The 19,981-nt window shown below is 36.3% G+C and carries 18 protein-coding genes; 12 read left to right on the plus strand and 6 right to left on the minus strand.

Annotated features, from left to right (window positions below; translation table 11 throughout):
• Positions 1 to 211: 211 nt before the first annotated feature.
• The 3 genes from NK356_RS08010 to NK356_RS08020 all read left to right on the plus strand — a co-directional run bounded on the left by NK356_RS08010 (position 212) and on the right by NK356_RS08020 (position 5,070).
• The gene (locus NK356_RS08010; protein ID WP_034694352.1) at positions 212 to 2,791 is read left to right on the plus strand and encodes a DNA translocase FtsK; all 2,580 of its coding nucleotides are present in this window, start codon (positions 212 to 214) and stop codon (positions 2,789 to 2,791) included.
• 63 nt (positions 2,792 to 2,854) lie between these two features.
• Positions 2,855 to 3,502: an outer membrane lipoprotein carrier protein LolA gene (locus NK356_RS08015; RefSeq protein ID WP_034694350.1), complete on the plus strand. Its 648-nt coding sequence runs from the start codon at positions 2,855 to 2,857 to the stop codon at positions 3,500 to 3,502.
• A gap of 110 nt (positions 3,503 to 3,612) precedes the next feature.
• A complete protein-coding gene (locus NK356_RS08020; protein WP_034694347.1) occupies positions 3,613 to 5,070 on the plus strand; it encodes an LptF/LptG family permease in 1,458 nt (485 codons plus the stop codon).
• A gap of 126 nt (positions 5,071 to 5,196) precedes the next feature.
• Here the strand turns inward: NK356_RS08020 and NK356_RS08025 are convergent, their stop codons facing one another.
• Both NK356_RS08025 and frr read right to left on the minus strand, forming a co-directional pair.
• Positions 5,197 to 6,258, minus strand: coding sequence for a 3-oxoacyl-ACP synthase III family protein (locus NK356_RS08025; protein ID WP_034694345.1), 1,062 nt, complete (start codon positions 6,256 to 6,258; stop codon positions 5,197 to 5,199).
• Between the two features lie 197 nt (positions 6,259 to 6,455).
• Positions 6,456 to 7,010, minus strand: coding sequence for a ribosome recycling factor (gene frr / locus NK356_RS08030; RefSeq protein WP_079241539.1), 555 nt, complete (start codon positions 7,008 to 7,010; stop codon positions 6,456 to 6,458).
• 450 nt (positions 7,011 to 7,460) lie between these two features.
• Here frr and NK356_RS08035 point away from each other — a divergent pair, with 450 nt between their 5' ends.
• Entirely contained in the window at positions 7,461 to 8,801 is a 1,341-nt protein-coding gene (locus tag NK356_RS08035; RefSeq protein ID WP_253316664.1) for a lipase family protein, read from the plus strand.
• Between the two features lie 79 nt (positions 8,802 to 8,880).
• Here NK356_RS08035 and pyrH read toward each other — a convergent pair whose 3' ends face one another.
• On the minus strand, positions 8,881 to 9,588 hold the full coding sequence (gene pyrH, locus NK356_RS08040) for a UMP kinase (RefSeq protein WP_034694340.1): 708 nt from the start codon (positions 9,586 to 9,588) through the stop codon (positions 8,881 to 8,883).
• A gap of 168 nt (positions 9,589 to 9,756) precedes the next feature.
• On the opposite strand from pyrH, the gene porQ reads away from it, so the two are divergent.
• The 5 genes from porQ to NK356_RS08065 all read left to right on the plus strand — a co-directional run bounded on the left by porQ (position 9,757) and on the right by NK356_RS08065 (position 12,847).
• Positions 9,757 to 10,749: a type IX secretion system protein PorQ gene (gene porQ, locus NK356_RS08045; RefSeq protein WP_253316665.1), complete on the plus strand. Its 993-nt coding sequence runs from the start codon at positions 9,757 to 9,759 to the stop codon at positions 10,747 to 10,749.
• Positions 10,750 to 10,833: 84 nt separating this feature from the next.
• The gene (gene cmk, locus NK356_RS08050; RefSeq protein ID WP_034694336.1) at positions 10,834 to 11,508 is read left to right on the plus strand and encodes a (d)CMP kinase; all 675 of its coding nucleotides are present in this window, start codon (positions 10,834 to 10,836) and stop codon (positions 11,506 to 11,508) included.
• A gap of 95 nt (positions 11,509 to 11,603) precedes the next feature.
• Positions 11,604 to 11,954, plus strand: a complete 351-nt coding sequence (locus NK356_RS08055; protein ID WP_034694334.1) for a YtxH domain-containing protein — start codon at positions 11,604 to 11,606, stop codon at positions 11,952 to 11,954.
• Between the two features lie 80 nt (positions 11,955 to 12,034).
• Positions 12,035 to 12,343, plus strand: coding sequence for a phage holin family protein (locus NK356_RS08060; RefSeq protein WP_034694332.1), 309 nt, complete (start codon positions 12,035 to 12,037; stop codon positions 12,341 to 12,343).
• A 3-nt stretch (positions 12,344 to 12,346) separates the two neighbouring features.
• Complete coding sequence (locus NK356_RS08065; RefSeq protein ID WP_034694329.1) at positions 12,347 to 12,847, plus strand: hypothetical protein; 501 nt, start codon at positions 12,347 to 12,349, stop codon at positions 12,845 to 12,847.
• A gap of 81 nt (positions 12,848 to 12,928) precedes the next feature.
• Here NK356_RS08065 and NK356_RS08070 read toward each other — a convergent pair whose 3' ends face one another.
• Positions 12,929 to 13,654, minus strand: a complete 726-nt coding sequence (locus NK356_RS08070) for an RNA methyltransferase (protein ID WP_034694327.1) — start codon at positions 13,652 to 13,654, stop codon at positions 12,929 to 12,931.
• Here NK356_RS08070 and NK356_RS08075 point away from each other — a divergent pair.
• Positions 13,640 to 16,249, plus strand: coding sequence for a BamA/TamA family outer membrane protein (locus NK356_RS08075; RefSeq protein WP_253316666.1), 2,610 nt, complete (start codon positions 13,640 to 13,642; stop codon positions 16,247 to 16,249). The two genes, NK356_RS08070 and NK356_RS08075, sit on opposite strands and share 15 nt — an antisense overlap.
• Here NK356_RS08075 and NK356_RS08080 read toward each other — a convergent pair.
• A complete protein-coding gene (locus tag NK356_RS08080) occupies positions 16,246 to 16,863 on the minus strand; it encodes a vancomycin high temperature exclusion protein (RefSeq protein ID WP_034694323.1) in 618 nt (205 codons plus the stop codon). The two genes, NK356_RS08075 and NK356_RS08080, sit on opposite strands and share 4 nt — an antisense overlap.
• Complete coding sequence (locus NK356_RS08085) at positions 16,860 to 17,984, minus strand: ferredoxin--NADP reductase (protein ID WP_034694321.1); 1,125 nt, start codon at positions 17,982 to 17,984, stop codon at positions 16,860 to 16,862. The genes NK356_RS08080 and NK356_RS08085 overlap by 4 nt, the downstream gene beginning before the upstream one ends.
• A gap of 33 nt (positions 17,985 to 18,017) precedes the next feature.
• Here NK356_RS08085 and NK356_RS08090 point away from each other — a divergent pair, with 33 nt between their 5' ends.
• Positions 18,018 to 18,578 carry a TlpA disulfide reductase family protein gene (locus NK356_RS08090; RefSeq protein ID WP_034694318.1) on the plus strand — a complete coding sequence of 187 codons (561 nt, stop codon included), beginning with the start codon at positions 18,018 to 18,020 and terminating at the stop codon, positions 18,576 to 18,578.
• Between the two features lie 24 nt (positions 18,579 to 18,602).
• On the plus strand, positions 18,603 to 19,574 hold the full coding sequence (locus tag NK356_RS08095) for an iron ABC transporter permease (RefSeq protein ID WP_034694314.1): 972 nt from the start codon (positions 18,603 to 18,605) through the stop codon (positions 19,572 to 19,574).
• Positions 19,575 to 19,981: the final 407 nt, after the last annotated feature.

Here is a 19,981-nt window from a genome sequence, read left to right on the forward strand (position 1 = left end):
AAAAACAAATAATAATCAGTTAATATAATTTAACGGTATCAGATTTGGATAAGCAAAAAAAATAGCCTTATTTTATTCTATCATAAAAGAAAATATTTTTAAAGTAAAAATTTTAAATAACCTTTATAAAAGCGGGATTACCAAAATGTTTTTTGGGTAAAAAAGATTCATTTAGTGTTGAATAAAACATTAAATTTGCGACATTGATATTATGGATAAAAAGACACAAAAAAAACCGACTGAATCGCCTGAGAAAGGCAGAATTTTATCTAAGCCACGTATTTTTTTCGGGCTTACTTTTATACTTTTATCGGCTGTTCTTGCATTCTCATTCGTCTCTTATCTGATGAACTGGAAAGCAGATCAAAGCCAGGCAGGAACCATGCTGGACAAAAGCATAAAATCTTCCAATATCTTTGGTAAGGTAGGTGACTGGCTGGGGAATATTTTCATTTTTGAAAGTATTGGTATTGCCTCATTCATCATCGCATTTTTACTGCTTGTGGTAGGAACACTGATTCTTAAGAAAAAAATATTCAAACCCTGGAAAACTATTGGCCACTCTTTATTTTTTATCTGCTGGCTTCCTATTTTTATGGGAGCACTTACTAAAGGTCAGGGGGTTTTAGGAGGTGTCTATGGATATCAGATCATGGACTATCTTAACTCCATCATCGGAGCAGTAGGTTTGTGGACCGTATTAGCAGCAAGCATCCTTCTCTATTTTATTCTTGAATTTAATCTTCGTCCAAGTTCTATCAAAGCAAAACTGGATAAGATCAATGAAAATACGATTGGAAAAGTAAAATCTATGATGCCGGACTCCAATGATGATTTCGAAGCTGATGAGGAATTGAGAGAAGAAGCAGAGGAAGCGGAAGAAGAAACCACCTCCAGAGTTACAGTAAGTGATGTAACAAATCATACTGTCAATAATCCAATCAATACAATGAAAGAACCAGAACCAGTAAGTATTCCGAAAGGATTTCCTGAAGTTCCGGTTTCAAACGAGATAGAAACTATTACCACTCCGAACCATACTTCTTTTGATCCGGAACCCAAGGAGGTTTCTCAACCTGTAAGTTTAAATCTTTCTACCAAACCAATTGTTCCGGTTTCCAGCCCTGAGGAAGCATTTGACATCAGACCTTCTGCTCCGTCTCCGGCAGCAGCAACTGCTCCGGCACAGGAAAATATTAAATTCAATGTAGAAGTAGCTCAGGTGATTGATGTTTTGGATGATTCTGATAAAAAGTCTCAGGAACTTGTAGAAAAGCATGGATTGTATGATCACAAGCTGGATCTTGCAAATTTCCAGATGCCACCTGTAGAATTACTGAAAGATTATGGAAATGAAGAGATTTCTATCAATAAGGAAGAATTAGAAGAAAATAAAAATAAGATTGTTGGACTTCTAAAGAATTTCAACGTTGGAATCGCAGAGATTAAAGCAACTATCGGGCCTACAGTTACACTTTATGAAATTGTTCCCGAAGCAGGAATCAGAGTAGCAGCGATTAAAAAGCTGCAGGATGATATTGCATTGAACCTTTCTGCATTAGGAATCAGAATTATTGCTCCAATGCCAGGAAAAGGAACTATCGGTATTGAGGTACCAAGAAAAAATCCTACGATGGTTTCTATGCGTTCTGTTATTGCTTCTCAAAAATTCCAGAATACAGATATGGATCTTCCGGTAGTTTTCGGAAAGACTATTTCCAACGAAATATTCATGGCCGATCTTTCGAAAATGCCTCACTTATTGATGGCTGGAGCAACAGGTCAGGGTAAATCTGTAGGGATTAATGCTATTCTTACTTCCCTTCTTTATAAAAAACACCCAAGCGAACTGAAGTTCGTCATGGTAGACCCTAAAAAAGTAGAACTTTCATTATATTCAAAAATTGAAAGACATTATCTGGCAAAACTGCCAGATGCAGAAGAAGCCATCATTACAGATACCAATAAAGTAATCAATACACTGAACTCTCTTTGTATTGAAATGGATACCCGATATGATCTTCTTAAAAATGCTTTCTGTAAAAACTTAAAAGAATATAATAAGAAGTTTACGGAAAGAAAATTAAATCCTGAAAACGGACACCGTTATTTACCTTATATCGTATTGGTAGTAGATGAGTTTGCTGATTTGATTATGACGGCAGGAAAAGAGGTTGAATTACCTATTGCGAGACTTGCACAGCTTGCCAGAGCTGTAGGAATCCACCTTATTGTAGCTACACAGAGACCTTCTGTAAACGTAATTACAGGTATGATCAAAGCCAACTTCCCTGCAAGAGCTGCTTTCAGAGTAATCTCCAGTGTAGACTCCAGAACGATCCTTGACTCTCCGGGAGCAGATCAGCTGATCGGTAAAGGAGATATGCTTTACTTCAATGGAAACGAAATCTTAAGACTTCAGTGTGCTTTCGTAGATACTCCGGAAGTGGAAAGACTGGCAGAGTTTATCGGCGAACAAAAAGGATATGCTTCGGCATTGTTACTTCCTGAATACGTTTCTGAAGATTCAACAAGTACTGTAGGTGCTTTTGACCCGAACGAAAAAGATGCTTTATTTGAAGAAGCAGCAAGAATCATTGTTTCTACACAACAGGGATCTACCTCAATGCTTCAGAGACAATTGAAACTGGGTTATAACAGAGCCGGAAGAATTATGGATCAGCTGGAAGCAAGTGGTATCGTGGGAGGCTTTAACGGAGCAAAGGCAAGAGAGGTTCTGATCAGCGACCTGCATTCTTTGGAACAGTTTTTGGAAGATCTGCGTAGTTAAAGGAAAAATGAATAGTTTTAACCTTAAGAGTTAAAAAAAATCTAACGATTATTAAATAAAAAAATGAAGAATATTATTTCAAAAGTTATATTAGGAAGTTTTGTTGTAGGTGCAGTAGGTATGGCCAACGCTCAGAAGATTGATGCTAAAGCTAAAAAGATATTGGATGATATTACAGCCAACTACAATTCTAAAAAGAATTCTTACTTCAAATTTTCTTTTGGAAGCGGTCTTAACGGACAGGTGACGAAAACAGAACCTGGTATTTATTATGTAGCAGGAGAGAAATACAAACTGAAGATCATGGATACAGAACAGATCTTTGACGGTAATAAAATTTACAACATCAACGCGGATGATATGGAAGTAACCATTGCTAAACCTAACGGAAGCAGCACCATGTTCTCCCCTATCAACTATCTTACAAACTATAGAAATGATTATAATGTAACTTATAACGGTAAGAAAGTGGTCAATGGTGTAAATGCAGACTTTATTAAACTGACTCCGGTAAAAGCAAACGGAATAAAATACGTATACCTTTTTGTAGATTCAGCGAAAAAACAAATGGTAAAACTGGAACAGCATGGAAACAACAAAGATGTTGCTGTAATTGCTATTAAAGAGTACAAAGAAAACCAGGAGCTGGATCCTAATATGTTTGTTTTTGACAAAAATAAGTTTAAAAACTACATCGTTACAGAACTTTAAAAAGCTGAAAGTGAATTCGCAACTATGTAAATTTACTTTTAAAGTTAAAAAAATAACAAAATATAAAAAGCCACAAGTAAACTTTGTGGCTTTTTGATTAATTTTGGCGCATGTTAAAAATACTAGACCGATACATTATAAAAACCTTCTTTGGACCGTTTTTCTTTATATTCAGCGTATTGTTTTTCATTTTTATTGTAAACATTATCTGGGTACAGTTGGGACAGTTTATGGGAAAAGGATTAAGCTACTGGCAAATCCTTAAACTTCTTTTTTATCTTGGGGTAAACGTAATCAGTATGGTTCTCCCCCTTACGATCCTTCTGGCGAGTATCATGTCATTTGGTGAATTTGGAGAACGTTACGAGCTTGCAGCAATGAAAGCAGCAGGGATTCCATTGACCCGGGTAATGACTCCTCTTCTTGGAATTTCAACGGCACTTGCTATCATGTTGTTTTTCTTTTCCAACAATATTATTCCGGATTTTCAGAAGAAAGCCAAGAACATGCTTTTCAATATCGCCCAAACCAAACCGGCTATCAACTTTACTCCGGGACAGTTTATTGATCAGATTCCAGGTTATATGGTAAAATTTGACAAGATCTATGGGGAAAACGGAGAAAATATTGAAGGCGTTTTTGTTCATAAAAAAGCCAATGCTTACGAAAACCAACAATCTGTAGTGGCTGAAAAAGGAAAATTTGTTCCGGCTGTTAACAAGAATTTTCTAAAGCTTGTTCTTTATAACGGCTATGTATTCGAAGATGCTTTTGCCGGAAAAGGCGATAATGTAAGGCTAAAACAGCCCGATCAGGCTATTAAATTTGATACATTGGTATCTCACTTTGACATCAGTGAAATCATCAATAAAGCCATCGAAAAAGAACAGATTACCGATGACTACCGTTTCCAGACTTACAACCAGCTTGACGGAACGATTACAAAAACCAAAAAAGACAATAAACAGTTCTTTGATAACATCGGATCCGAGGTTCTTAACCAGACCAATTCTGTGATTACCTACATGGATAAAGGCAACAAACATAAAGTAGCTCCGAAGACCCAAATCAAACTGGACACAGTAAAAGGGGATAAAAAACTGGAAATCATTTACAATTCCTACAACAGATTAGACAATCTGAAATCAACACTGGAATCTAAAAAGAATGAATACAGTTCTAATGTAAAATACTTCAGTAAAGTGGTTATTTACCAGCAGAGAATTGTTGCATATTCTGTTACCTGTATTATCTTCTTCCTGATTGGATCAAGTTTGGGGTCTATCATCAGAAAAGGAGGAATGGGACTTCCGGTAATCATCGCTATCGTTATTTTCATCATCTTTTATGTAATGAATGTTGGGGTAGAAAACATGTCCTGGAGCGGAAAAATGAACCCTTACCTTGCAGCATGGCTTCCTAACCTGATCCTTCTTCCTTTTGGAGTATGGATGACTTATAAAGCACTTACAGATTCACAATTGTTTGATGCAGAAAAATACAAAGCATTGTTCAAACCAATCACCAAAAGGTTTACAAAAAGCAAAGAACATCAGAGATATCAATAATTCTGATATAGAAATAAAAAAGCTTCGGAGTTTCTCCGAAGCTTTTTTCATATAAAGACGTGAAAACATCAATACAATGTCTATAAAACAAAAGAGGCTTCTCATCAGAAACCTCTTTATTATTTTTTAAAACTGATACACAAAAGCATTAATATTCATCCCTGCTCCTACAGACGCAAATAAAACCACATCATTCTTCTCTATTTTATGATGTTCCAGTTCATCCTTTAAAATCATCGTCAGCAAAGAAGGAATTGTCGCTACACTGCTGTTTCCCAGTTTATGAATCACCATAGGCATAATGTTTTCCGGAACTGGTTTTCCATATAATTGATAAAACCTGTTCACGATGGCTTCATCCATTTTTTCGTTCGCCTGATGAATGATAATCTTATTTAACTGATCAATGGAATATCCACTGTTGTCAAGACATTTTTTCATGGCATCCGGAACATTCACCAGAGCAAATTCATATATTTTCCTGCCATCCATCTTGATGTATCGGGTATCCGGGCATCTTTCGTTATTGTAAGATTTTCCAAAATACAGATAGTCTTTCTCTTCAAGTGTATAAGAAGCCGACAAATGAGACTTTATCCCGGAATCATCATCCTGATTTACTTCCAGAACAGCCGCTCCTGCTCCATCTGCATAGATCATACTGTCTCTGTCGTGGATATCCACTACACGGGAAAGGGTTTCTGCCCCAATAACCAAACATCGTTTTGCCAAACCGGATTTGATAAACGCATGAGCCTGTATTACCCCTTCAATCCAACCCGGACATCCAAAAAGAACATCATAAGCAACGCAGAAATTATTTCTGATTCCCAATAAATGTTTCACCCTCGCAGCAAGACTGGGTACCATATCAGACTGAACGGTACCGAAACGAACATCCCCGAAATTATGGGCAAATATAATATAGTCCAATGTTTCAGGATCAATTCCCGCATTTTCTATGGCCGAACGTGCCGCAATAACTCCAAGGTCAGAAGTAACCTGTGTACTGTGCGCATATCTTCTTTCTTCAATACCTGTAATCTTTTTTAACTTATCTGTAATGGAGGCATTATTCTCTTTTAATAATATCCCTTCTTCATTAAGAAAAACATGTTTATCAAAAAATAAATTGGTTATTGTTTCCGATGGGATATAGTTTCCTACCCCGATTATTTTTGTCATCATTATAGTATCTGTTTCCTGTTTTTTAATTAAACGTCAGGAATAATTCATTAAATATAATGAATGAACGTAAATACTTAACAATATAGTATGGAATAAGAATGTATTGCATTGTAAAAAGTAAAATGTAACAGTAAAAATCACAAAAAAAGAGGTCTCTCAAAAGAAACCTCTCTCATAATATTTTCAAAAACTGAAAATTATACTTTCATAATTTCAGCTTCTTTTGTCTTAAGATGCTCATCGCAAAGTTTTACATATTTATCTGTATACGTCTGGATTTCTTCTTCCACTCCTTTTACAACATCTTCAGAAACTCCTTCCAGTTTTTTAAGTTCTTTCAAACCTTCCTGTCTTGCGTTTCTTACTGTTACTTTAGTGTTCTCAGATTCTACTTTAGCCTGCTTTGCAAGTTCCTTTCTTCTTTCCTCAGTTAAAGGCGGAACATTAAGGATAATATTTTCTCCGTTGTTAGAAGGTGCAAAACCTAAGTTGGAATTGATGATCGCTTTTTCAATGGCATTGATTGCCGTTCTGTCCCAAGGTTGAATAGAGATTGTCATTGCATCCGGAACAGAAACATTCGCAACCTGGTTGATAGGAGTCATTGCTCCATAGTATTCTACCATTACATCCTGAACCATTGCCGTAGAAGCACGTCCTGCTCTAATTCTTTGAAATGCGTGATCCAGGTGCTTTACAGCTGCATCCATGTCTTGTTTTACAGATTCTAATATAAGATCTAATTCTTCCATTATTATATTAAAGTTTGATAAATTACACATCTATTAATTCGACTGAATATCAATTAATTAAATCCAAAAACACCGTAAACATCAGGGTTTCCTTACTATTTTAAATTATTTTTTACTATTCAGTGCTGCAAAAATAATGATTGTTTTCGAATAATAGCTATTTCCAACATGGATTTTGTGTACTTGTCTCCGCGCTGAAACAAAAAAGCTGTTTTTTACTTGAAAATTCAACTTCAAGCAAAAAAACGTCAGGTACAAATACCTATAGAACATTTTGGTTATTTCTACTTAGTGTGATATCATTTTTAATAACGTCCTTTACTCTGTTCTTTTAAACGAAACATTGGCAGCTATTTTAAATGAAATGCTTGCCATAAAAAAACGGAAAGTCTTAGAGAAGACATTTCTTATCAATTGAAAATTTTAACCTTATTTTAAACCAATCACATCATGACAAATCCATCTTTAGATGCCTATCAACAAGTTTTCGGTATGGCAGGTCTTGCCAACCGTGCCGGAGGCTACAACGGTTTTGGTATCCAACTACAGCAACAGCTTCAGTATGATTTATCCTATTATTTTAACAATGTTCCTCCGGTTAAAATAATGGATCAGAAAACCCCTTCCACAGCTAACCCTTCAGCCGTATCGGAATTAGGAAACTGGGATCTGGTCTGGGGTCCTGCCCTGATCGAAGAAAAAAATGAAAAGGGAGTTCCTACTGGTGTTGCAGATAATGCATTATATGTTGTTAAGTCTAATGCTGTCGCATTTCCGGGAGGTCCTACATTACCTACCTACGTTGTGGCCATTGCCGCCACTAATCCTTCATCACTTTACGATTGGGAAACAGAAGATTTCTCAGTTGCAGAAGTGGTAAACTGGACTACTTATAACCCTTCCAATTTCGCTCCATCGGCTTATAATGGCACTGACCCTTATATTTCAAAGGGAACTGCTACTGGTATCAGTATCCTTCTCGGACTTGAAAGCCCACAATCTGCAGCTTCACCGAATACTACATTGCAACAATTTTTGGCAGGCTTAAATCCGGATCCGGGTACCGCCATTATATTTTGTGGACACAGTCTTGCCGGAGCACTATCTCCTACCCTTGCTCTTTATCTGAAAGAAAATAAGGATCTGAATGCTTTCGGGGTAACGCTTGTATATCCAACTGCCGGACCAACTCCGGGTGAGGCAGCATTTGCCAATCTGTTCAATAGTAAATTCCCTCCATTACCTCCGGGATGGCAGCAACAATCAGGCACTTATCAAAGCTGGAATACCATGCACTGGAATAATCTGGATGTAGTTCCTCATGCGTGGCCGGTATCAGAACTGGAGAAAATTGCAACTATATATGGTCAGGCCACTAACAATATGACTCCTTATATATTACAAACTTTACAAAAATTGGCTATTGATGATTCTTCAAAATCAGGAGCCAGTTATACAAGAATACAAAACCAATCGCTTCCAGGCCAACTCCAAACCACTATCAAAACACCTCCTGAAACTTTGCAGGATTATATGCTTCAGCTAGGCGTACAACATGTGGCCATGTATAATGGTATTCCTGCAACAGGACCTAATCCTCAGGTAAATGGACTTATTTTACCACAGCCATTACCAAAACCGGCCGTTTTAAATCTGGTACCGGGAGTAACTGCTGTTACAGAATCTGAGATGGTTATAAAAATAATGAATCAGATCCTTGAATGGATTTTGTCCCATTACACTTTGGTTGAAAAAGAAAATGCCAAACAAAATGCCAGTGTGGATAAATAATTAAGATTAGTGTTAAAATGAAAACACCTGTCACAATTACTGTAACAGGTGTTTTTATATTTTTTAGGGCTTATATTGATTATAAATTAACCAAAGTACCTACATTTTCTCCGTCTACGATTTTTTCTAAATTTCCATCTTTGTTCATATCGAATACAATGATTGGCAATTTGTTTTCGTGGCTTAATGTAAAGGCAGTCATATCCATTACTTTAAGGTTCTTCTCAAATACTTCATCGAAAGATAATGAGTTGTATTTTACAGCATTAGCGTTCTTCTCAGGATCGCTGTCGTAGATTCCGTCTACTCTTGTTCCTTTTAAGATTACATCAGCTCCGATTTCGATAGCTCTTAATGTAGCCGCTGTATCAGTCGTAAAATAAGGGTTTCCTGTACCTGCTCCGAAGATTACAACTCTTCCTTTTTCAAGGTGTCTTACTGCTCTTCTTTTGATGAAAGGTTCAGCCACTTTATCCATTTCGATAGCAGACTGAAGTCTTGTTTTGATTCCTGCATCTTCCAATGCTCCCTGTAAAGCCATTCCATTGATAACAGTAGCAAGCATTCCCATATAATCACCCTGCACTCTATCCATACCTTTTGCAGCTCCGGCTACACCACGGAAGATATTTCCTCCTCCAATCACGATCGCTACTTCACAGCCTTTTTCAACTACTTTTTTGATCTCAGCTGCATATTCCTGCAATCTTTCAGTATCAATACCGTATTGTCTGTTTCCCATTAAGGCCTCACCGCTCAGTTTCAGAAGGATTCTTTTATATTTCATCTTTTATTTTTAAGTAACTTTTTATTAGTATGGGTTTCCCCAGAATTTGATTTTGCAAATATAATCATTAATGATATTGATAAAAGAAAAATATTTAAATAGAAATAATGTAAGAAATATTTTGAAAAGTACGAAAAAGGATTATTTTTGCATTAATTATAAATTGAGTTGAAGAAAATTATCATTTTTTCATTATTTCTATCAGGAATTGTTTCTTATGCGCAAACAGGAACAAATGTCTATCCGTTCTTAAATGTACCTGTATCTGCAAGACAGGCTGCTTTGGGTGGAGATGCAATTTCGGTAAGAGATTATGATGTTTCCTTTGCTATTGCAAACCCTGCCCTTTTAAATAAAGATTCTGATAAACAGCTTTCTGTAAACGCAACGGCTTACCTTGCCGATTCGAAATATGGAACGATTGCTTATGCCAAAGACTTTGAAAATGGCCATATGGCTACCATCAATGCAAGGTATATGAGCTATGGAAGTATTCCGAGGACGGATGAAAGCGGTTTCGAAAACGGAGAATTTAAAGCTTCAGATGTAGCGATTGGTGCGGGCTATGCCTACCAGTTTGAAGAAGACTGGACAATTGGTGGAGGACTTAATTTCATCACCTCAAAAATTGACAACTATACTTCTTCCGCCATCTCAGGAACAGCGGGAATTACCTATCATAATAAAAAGAATAAAGAAGTACTATCTCTTGTGATGAGAAATTTTGGCTTTCAGCTGAAATCCTTTAACGGAACAAGAGAAAATCTTCCTTTCAGGGTTGATCTGGGATACACCAGAATAATCAAGAACTTCCCTCTTGCCATTACTATTACAGCGCATGATCTTCAGAAGTTTGATATTTCTTCAGAAGAAAATCTGGATGGGCAAAAAGTAGGTGCTGGCAGAAAAATCGCAGATCACTTTTCATTGGGGGCAGAATTGTTTCCGGAAAAAAACTTCAACATCAGACTGGGCTATAATGTAAAAAGAGGAAATGAACTGGCTGTTGCAGATCAGAGAAACTTCTCAGGACTTTCTGCAGGATTTGGAGTTAAAGTTTCCAGATTCCGTATTGATTACGCCCATGTAAGATACCACAACTCTTCGAATGTCAATCAGATAGGAATTTCTATGGACCTTTCCAGCCACAGAGGAGAATAACCTTCCTGACCGGAAATTTCTTAATTATTCCGAAATTTTCTTACTTCTTCTTGATTTTCTAAAAAAAATCTTGAAATTTGCAGTATGAAAAAACCTGTAATTGCTATCGATGGGTACTCGTCTACCGGAAAAAGTTCTATCTCTAAAGTCATTGCTGATAAACTGGGACTTATTCATATGGATACAGGAGCGCTTTACAGAGGAGTTACCTGGTATGCTTTGCAGCATTGTCTGAATGAAAACGGTGAGATTGATCTGAATACACTGTTCTCTTCTTTTAATCAAATCAAACTTGAATTTAAAAATAACGACGGCACCCTTATTCTTTTCCTTAATGATACCGATATCTCTAAGGAAATCCGAACCAATATTGTATCTGACAACGTAAGTCTTGTTGCCAAACAGAAAGAAGTAAGAGATTTCTTACTGCAATCGCAGCGCACTTTGGCAGAAAAAGGAGGTGTTATTATGGACGGACGTGACATTGGGACAGTAGTTCTGCCAAATGCAGACTATAAATTCTTTCTTACTGCCAGCATTGACGAAAGAACCAACAGAAGGTTTCTGGAACTGAAAGGCCTGGGAATAGAAGCAGATAAAGAACAGGTAAAGCAAAACCTTATAGAACGTGACAAGATCGACAGTGAGCGTGAAATAGCCCCATTGAAGCAGGCTGACGATGCTATCGTAATTGATAATTCGGCACTCACCAAAAAGGAAACCATAGAAGTTATTTTATCTCACATCAAAAAGATTTAACAATTTTTAATAGGCTTCAAGCCTCCTTTGGTATACAAATTGTAAGTTTTATTACTGTAAAAACTAATTTATTATTAATTATTAAAAAACTTAAAATGTCTAGAAAAGGAAATAATACAGCAGGTATATTGGCAGGACTTCTTGCAGGTGCTGCGGCAGGTGTAATCTTAGGAATGTTATACGCACCGGAAGAAGGTAAAGAAACCAGAAAAAAAATCAAAACTAAAGCAAATGATCTTAAAGATCAGGCTAAAAATAAATACGGTGAGGTTTCTGAAAAAGTAAAAGACCAATATGGCAATATTTCTTCTACTTTCAAAGAAACGGCGAGTAGCGTAGCACATACTGTGAAAGACGGATATGATAAATACAAAGATCAGATTGTTTCTAAAACTGCAGATTTGGCAAAAGATGTAGAAGCGGAACTGAATGATCTGAAAAAATAAGTAATTTATCTTTTTTAAGTAAATTACGGAAAGGAACTTTTGTGCGAAAGTTCCTTTTTTTGTAACTTTAAAAAAAAACAATGATAGAAACTATTAAAGAATACGCCTCCAAGAGAATAGATCTTCTGAAAATTGAAGCGACTGAAAAGTCGTCACTTTCTGCCGGGCTCATTACTTACTTTGTAGTACTGCTTGTTGCTTTTGCTTTTTTTATTATCCTTTTCAATTTTGGAATTGCTTTCCTTATTGGAAAAGCACTGGATAATTACTCATATGGATTCCTCATTGTGGCAGCATTTTATGCGCTGGTAATGGCGTTTGTGGTGGCCTTCAAAACTAAGATTGTCAATACTGTTGCAGATCAGGTTATTAAATTTTTAAATCATTAAACTATGGGCAGAAAATACGAGAGCATAGAAGAATTAAGAAGAAAGAAAAAACTGCTTCAGGGTGAAATAAGTGATCTGGAAAATCTTCTTACCTTCAAAAATACAAAAGAAAGCTTAAGTGCATTTACCAATGGTTTAAGTGATCAGTATCTTCAGGAAAAGATTGATGAAGACGGTGATGAAAAAGTAGTTTTAAGAAAGGATGTCATTGCCAAACAGCTTACTTCAGAGGTGAAAGATCTTCTGATTAGCAAAAATACAGCTGTAGGAATTGCCAGCTCCGCATTCAAAGGAGGAAACATTACCGATGGTCTTGTTAAACTGGGAGTTACCGCTATCGTAGGAAACTATGCCAAAAAGAATATGAAAAGCTCCAACTGGAAGAAAAAACTGATTGGTGCAGCATTGATTTACCTTGCTCCTATTGCTCTGAAATATGTCAGAAAAAAGATGGAGGTCTATCAGAAAAACAAAAGTGTTTCAAGTATGGAACAACTGATATAAAAATAAGATATTAGAAACCAGACGCTAGATACTATTCAGTAATATTTTACAATAATTTCTAACCTCTGGTTTCTTATTTTTCTATTTTGAAAATAACTGTCCTAAAATAATCCCTGCAGCCATTGATACATTCAGGCTTTCTGTAGACTGGGATTTTCCAAATCTCGGAATACTGATACTTTTCTGTAAAAGCTTTTCTGTTTCCGGTCTCATTCCGTTTCCTTCGTTTCCTAAAATGAGATTAACCTTTTCAGGTTTTTCAAAAGTATAGATATTCTCTCCTTCCATATCTGTTCCGATATTTACATTCTCTGTCTTAGAAAGATATTCCACAAGATCAGTGTACACTACATTTACTCTGGTAAACGAGCCCATTGTCGCCTGAATCACTTTCGGATTGTACACATCTACGGTATCTTCACTGCAGATAATCTGTTCAATTCCGAACCAGTCTGCCAATCGTATAATAGTTCCAAGATTTCCCGGATCCTGTATTCCATCCAAAACCAATTGTATATTCTTATCTTCCCATTTTTCTTCCTCGGCAAGATAACATACCGCCACAGAATCTTTTGGTGTTTTAAGAAAACTGATTTTTTTTAATTCATTTTCAGAGATATGGGTAACAGGGATATCACTACGGTCCAATTTTTGTGGATCGGTTGATAATATTTCTTTAACTTTAAAGTTAGAATTAAAAAGTTCACAAATGATTTTATTACCTTCAACCAAAAACAAATTGTATTTTTGTCTGAACTTCTTTTTATCTAAAGATTGTAAAACTTTTATTGTATGAGCTGTAAGCATTATAAGAATTCTCCTCAAAAATATTATAAAATTATCTCATTTGCAACATTTGTTGGTCTCCTTTATGCTTGTAGTACGACAAAAAAAGTTCCTGAGGGCGAATATCTGCTTACCAAGAACAGTTTAGAGTTCGAGGATAAGAGAGAATTTTTCGACGAAGAGCTGAAAGATTACATCCAGCAGAAACCCAATAAAAAGCAATTTCTTTTCATGCCATTGAGTTTACTGCTCTACAATATGGCGGATACGAAATACGATACCATACTTAATGAATATATGACCTATCCCGGTGAGATGAGAAATCAGAAACTGAGAGACTCTTTATTCCTTAAATATAACATGAAAAGCAGTGTCGGAAAAAGTCTTCTTTTTGACCGTTTGCTGCACAATTGGGGTACAGCACCGGTAATTCTTGATCAGACCAGAAGCGAAAAAAGCGCTGAATCTATCAAGAAAAGACTTACCTACAGAGGATTTTGGGATGCTGATGTAAAGTTCAATCATACACTGGATTCTGCTTCCAAAAAAGCATCTGTTAATTATTCGATCAAGCATAACGAGCCTACACGTATCAAGGATTATTTCTATAATATTCCGGATCAGGGAATCAAAGGATATTACAACTATAATCTGAACAGAAGCCTTGTAAGATCAGGACAGATTCTTGACCAGACCGTTTTGGAAAGAGAAGTAACCAGAATTACTGATCTGATGAGGGAATTTGGTTTCTACAGGTTCAATGCTTCCAATGATGAGGTTTATTTTGTGGCCGATTCTCTTAAAAGCAGAAAACAGGTTCCATTAACCCTGGAAATTCATAAAGATTCACTGGATACGCCTTATAAAATAGCCACTTTTGGAAATATTGATGTTGCCATTGTGGATGAACCTGGTGATTATCCTAAAAATACAAAGAAAGACAGCTTAAGGAGAATCAGATTCCATACGGTGAATGATAAGTACAAACTTTCATCCATATGGAGGGCTATTATTCCGGACAGCAAAAAAGTTTTTGATCAGACGAAACTGGATGTAACCAAGAGAAATCTTTTATCGATGAATAACTTTAGCATCGTTAAAGCAAGAGACTCTCTGAGACAAGGCGGAATGACTTCCCCTAACGACAGTATTGTGGATGTTTTATATGTATTGAAACCACTTCCAAAGTATGAACTTAAAGTGGGAACAGATATTAATTATTCCCAGATTTTAAATCTCGGGATATCTCCTTCTGTAGATCTTACCACCCGAAATGTTTTCAGAGGGGCGGAAAACCTTTCTACCAGCCTTTCAGGTACATTTGGGTCTATCCGAAGTACCAAGGATATTGATAAGAGGGTTCCTGCTTACGAAATATCGGCTCAGACATCATTGAATTTCCCGAGGTTGCTGCTTCCTTTTAATTATTATAAATTCATTCCTAAACGATATACACCAACTTCTTCTATCCTGTTGGGAGCATCTATACAGAACAATATCGGTTTGGGAAGACTTATTTTCAATACGGGATTAAACTATCAGGCCAGTGTCAATGACCAGGTATATCACAAGCTTACTTTATTCAATACTCAGGTCAGTCTGACGAAAAATAAAGATGCTTACTACGATTACTTTGTGAATGACGGAAGGGTAAAAGATGAAGTTTTCGGAAATTACTTTATGTTTGATGCAGATACTCAACAAACCGGACAGGACTATAAAGATGGAAAACTCAGCGTAGATGAAGTTTCCAAGAAAATTATCGAGAACGATGCTTACCGTGCAAGTCTTAATCAGGAGGGAACTGATCTTTTAACAGCCTTCAGAGGGACATTGGTGAACAAAGACAGACAGACTCAGGATGTCCTTATTTCTTCCATGATCTACAACTTTGTATATAGCGAAATTGGAAAAAAAGAATATCCTAATGCATTTTATTTTAACGGAAAAGTAGAGCTTGCAGGTAACATCTTAAGCTTATTCAATAAAAAAGATAATGACGGAGGTATTGTTACCGGTCCACAGAGAACTATTTTCGGGTTACCTTATGCACAATTTGTAAAATTTGATATTGACACCAGAAAGTATTTCAAGTTTAACGGAAATCAGACGTTAGTACTTCGTCAGTTTATCGGAGTTGGAATTCCTTTTGGAAACTCTCAGGATATGCCTATCATCAAGTCTTATTTCAATGGAGGTTCCAATGATATCAGAGCCTGGGTAGCCTTTGGGGGATTAGGTCCTGCAGATTCTCAGGTGGATGAAAGAGTTCGTACCTATATGACGGACAATGTAAAACTTACCACCAATATTGAATATAGAATTCCTTTCAATAAAACTTACGAAGGAGCTTTATTTACCGATATCGGGAATACATGGAGTCTTCGTAACTATAATGACGGCTATGGAGATGAATTTAAATTCGGTAAGTTCTGGAAACAGGTAGGTATCGGAAGTGGATTCGGATTAAGATTGAATATCGCTTACGTTACTGCAAGAATTGACCTTGCGTATAAGATCTATGACCCGAATAAACCTGAAGGTGACCGATGGAGATTCAAAAACATCCAGCCTTTCAAACCAACAGTTAATATCGCGTTCGGATATCCTTTCTAGTCCGGAGAAACGCCTAAAATAAAATAGACTACAGCAATCACACGGGCGAGGATTTCCCTCGTCTGGTTTCTGTAGAAGCTCTCAGGTTTTGTGACATCCTGCGCATCAAATCCCAAAGCATTCATATCATTATTTCTCGCAAAAAACAATGCTCTTAGGTTGTGATATCCCTGAGATACAATAATGACATTTTTCTTCTTATAAACATCCTTACAACGGAGAATACTTTTATAGGTATTAAAACCTTTCGGATCTTCCACAATAATATCCTCAGGTACACCTTCCTGATTGATCAGATAGTTTTTCATTGCTCCCGGCTCGTTATAACCTTTGCTTTTCTCCCCGCTTACTATAATTTTCTTGATTTTCCCATGATGATAAAGAAGTGCCGTGGCATCCATTCTTTTGGTGAAATAAGGATTGGATTTTCCGGATCTCATTTTTGGAGATGTTCCCAGAACTAATGCAATTTCCCGTGGCGGAATTTTTGATATTTTGGTATAGGTTCTCCCGTTGGTAAGCCCGAAAACCCACACATTACAGAAGCATATCATCAGAATTCCCAATTCCAATGATATAAATCCAAGGTTAAATATGTTCCTAATAATTCTCAACTAAGATCAAAGTTAAGCTTTATTTTTTTACTTTTCACAATAGACATACAAGCTAAAATATGTCCCTGCTCTTCCTCTTTTTCTGTAAGATACTCATTCTCCAACAGTTCCACCTCTCCTTCCTCCAGAGAACATTCACAACTTCCACAGATTCCGGACTTGCACGAATAAGGTACAGGGAACTTCTGCATCAGAAGCTGTTGAAGGATTTTATCCTTGTTATCAGGAAGCTGGGTCGTATATTTTTTTCCCAGCATGGTAAATTCTACCTCAATATTTTCAATCAGAGGAAATTCTTTTTCTACAGGATAAATATCATCATTGAATTCTTCAAAAAGTTCAAAATGGATATTCTTTTTCGGAATTCCGTGGTGATAGCAGGCGTTAGCCAATGTCTTGATCATTTCTCCTTTCCCACAAATAAGCACTTCATCTACCGCATCCCAAATAGTAGATTCTTCATCTGTATCGTCCAAATGAAGAATCTGGTTGATAATAAGATTCAGTTTCTTTTCATCCAGCCTGCCATAGAAAAACTGATCTGCTGTTTTTTCCTGTGAGAAAAAGTAAAATATCTGAAGCCTGTCTCCACATGTTCTGGCAAGATTATCCAATTGCTCTCGGTAAACTAAATCGTCTGAGCTTTTATTTCCAAAAAATAAGAATAATCTCGTTCTGGGCTCGTTGTGAAGAATATTTTTAAAATGACTTAAAATCGGGGTAATTCCAATACCGGCTGCAAAAGCAACAATAGTCCTGAATTCACTGGGTTTAGATACAATGGTAAATCTTCCTGCAGGTTCACTCACCCACAGTTCATCACCAATATTATAATTTTGAAATAACTGCGAAGTGGCTCCTTCAGAGGAATTGACCTTTATTCCCAGACTTATTTTCCCTTCATAAGGAGCTGAAGTCATTGAATAATCATTAATAACCTCTTTCCCATGTGATTGAAATCGTATACTAACGAACTGCCCGGCCTCAAACCTGAAATTTTCTTTTAAATTCTCAGGAATATCAAACTCCAGAGAAAAAGTATTTTTGGTCAGCTCTTCCTTTTTCGCTATTTTTAACGGATGAAACTGTATCAGTTTCCCTTTATAGATTTGTTGTTCCATAACTTCAATTCAAAAATAGATAAAAAATAATTTATGAAGAAGATAATTTTTTCCCTGTTACTTCTTACTGCACTGTACAGCTGTAAAAAAGAAGGTCAGAAATCTGAAAATACCGCAGCTGCAGATTCTCTTTCTGTATCTCAAACTACAGAAACAGAAGGAAGTACAGCCATTCCCAAAGAACTTTCTCCTGAAAACGTAAGTCAGCATTTAGCAAAAAATAATGATACGTTATATGTAACCAACTTTTTTGCAACCTGGTGTGGCCCATGTATCAGAGAAATTCCAAGTTTTAAAAGTAAAATGGATGAGTTGAAAGGAAAACCTGTAAAGTTCACTTTCGTCAACCTTGATGATAAAGCAGATTGGGCTGGTGCTGTCAAGAATTTTGCCACCGAAAATAAATTGGGAGGTAATATTATCTTACTGGATGGACAAAAATTAGATCAAAACTTCTTTCACAACAACTTCAAACAATGGGACGGTGGTTCTATTCCTTTTACTTTCATGAGAAAAGGTGATAAAACCGACGAATATCTGGGAATGATGACAGAAGATGTTTTGAATTCAAAAATTGATTCTTTTTTAAAATAAAATAGACTGAACTCTTGCTGAATCATGTCAAAAAGATTTAAAATCCTGTGTTTTTTATTCGTGATCGCCATTATTATAAGTGCTGTCATTAATCTGAACACAGGATTTTTAGGTTTAAGTTTTCAGGATTTCTTTCAGGATTCGGCACATAGCCAGATTGCTGAGATCCGCATCAACCGAGTTCTCGTAATGATGCTGGCTGGAATTTCCATTCCTACTTCTGGTTTTCTGATGCAGGAATATTTCCAAAACCCACTCGCTGGGCCTGATATATTGGGAATAACCTCAGTCGCCAGTTTATCGGTTGCCTTTTATATTTTCTTTTCCCATAATATTTTACTTCCTGAATTTTTACAGAACAGTTTTCTCAGTTTATCAGCTATTGGAGGCAGTTTACTGTTAATGCTGATCCTGCTGTCAATGTCTAACAGATTTCAGGATAAATCCTATCTTATTATTTTCGGTTTTTTGGTATCTGCTTTTGCTGGTGCTATTGTATCACTGTTACAATTTTATGCAGAAAACCAGAGTCTTAAAAACTATATTTTATGGTCTTTCGGGGCGAATAATATGGTAACGAGAAACCAGATTTATGTGTTGTTTATTTTAGTTTCAATTGGTATGTTTATATGTTTCAGAGCGATAAAACCACTCATTGGAAATTCACTGGGCAATTCCTACGCACAAAGTTTAGGAGTGAATCTGAAACAGCTGAAACTTTTAATCATCGTTGCATCCTCTCTCCTATCCGCTTCTGTTACGGCATTTTTGGGGCCTATTCTTTTTATTGGAATTATTGTTCCCCACTTTTGCAGGCTGGTCTATAATCCTTCAAAATTATGGCAGCAATGGATTCTTAATATGTTTCTGGGAATGCTGATCATGCTATTCTTCTCAGTTATTGCAGAAAAAACACAGATCCCTTTGAATGTGATAAGCTCCGTATTTGGAATTCCTGTGATTCTGATGATGCTTTTGAAACAGAATAAAGTGTAAGATTTTTGTTGGAAAACGAAAAGACGCAAGGTTATTTTTAATTATAACTTTTTAAGGCGCAAAGATTTTATCTACGATAAAATTGAGCACTGCATATTCTAAACAAAGAACATCCCCAATCTCTTGCTGAAAATCTTCCATTGAGCGAAATCGAAATGTTCTTGCCCCTTAAATAATCACAATCTATTTATAAGCCTTTGCTCCTTTATGTCTACCCAACAGACTTCCCAATAAACTTAACACTATAGTTTTGGAAATGTTGATAAGTATACACTCACATCTAATATACTTATCTAACAATTCATATATCTAAGCTCAAATATGGTAGCGATGGATTCTTAATATGTTTCTGGGAATGCTGATCATGCTATTCTTCTCAGTTATTGCAGAAAAAACACAGATCCCTT

Origin of the sequence: Chryseobacterium sp. S0630 (genome assembly GCF_024158915.1) — a bacterium.
In the GTDB taxonomy this organism is placed as follows: Bacteria; Bacteroidota; Bacteroidia; order Flavobacteriales; family Weeksellaceae; genus Chryseobacterium.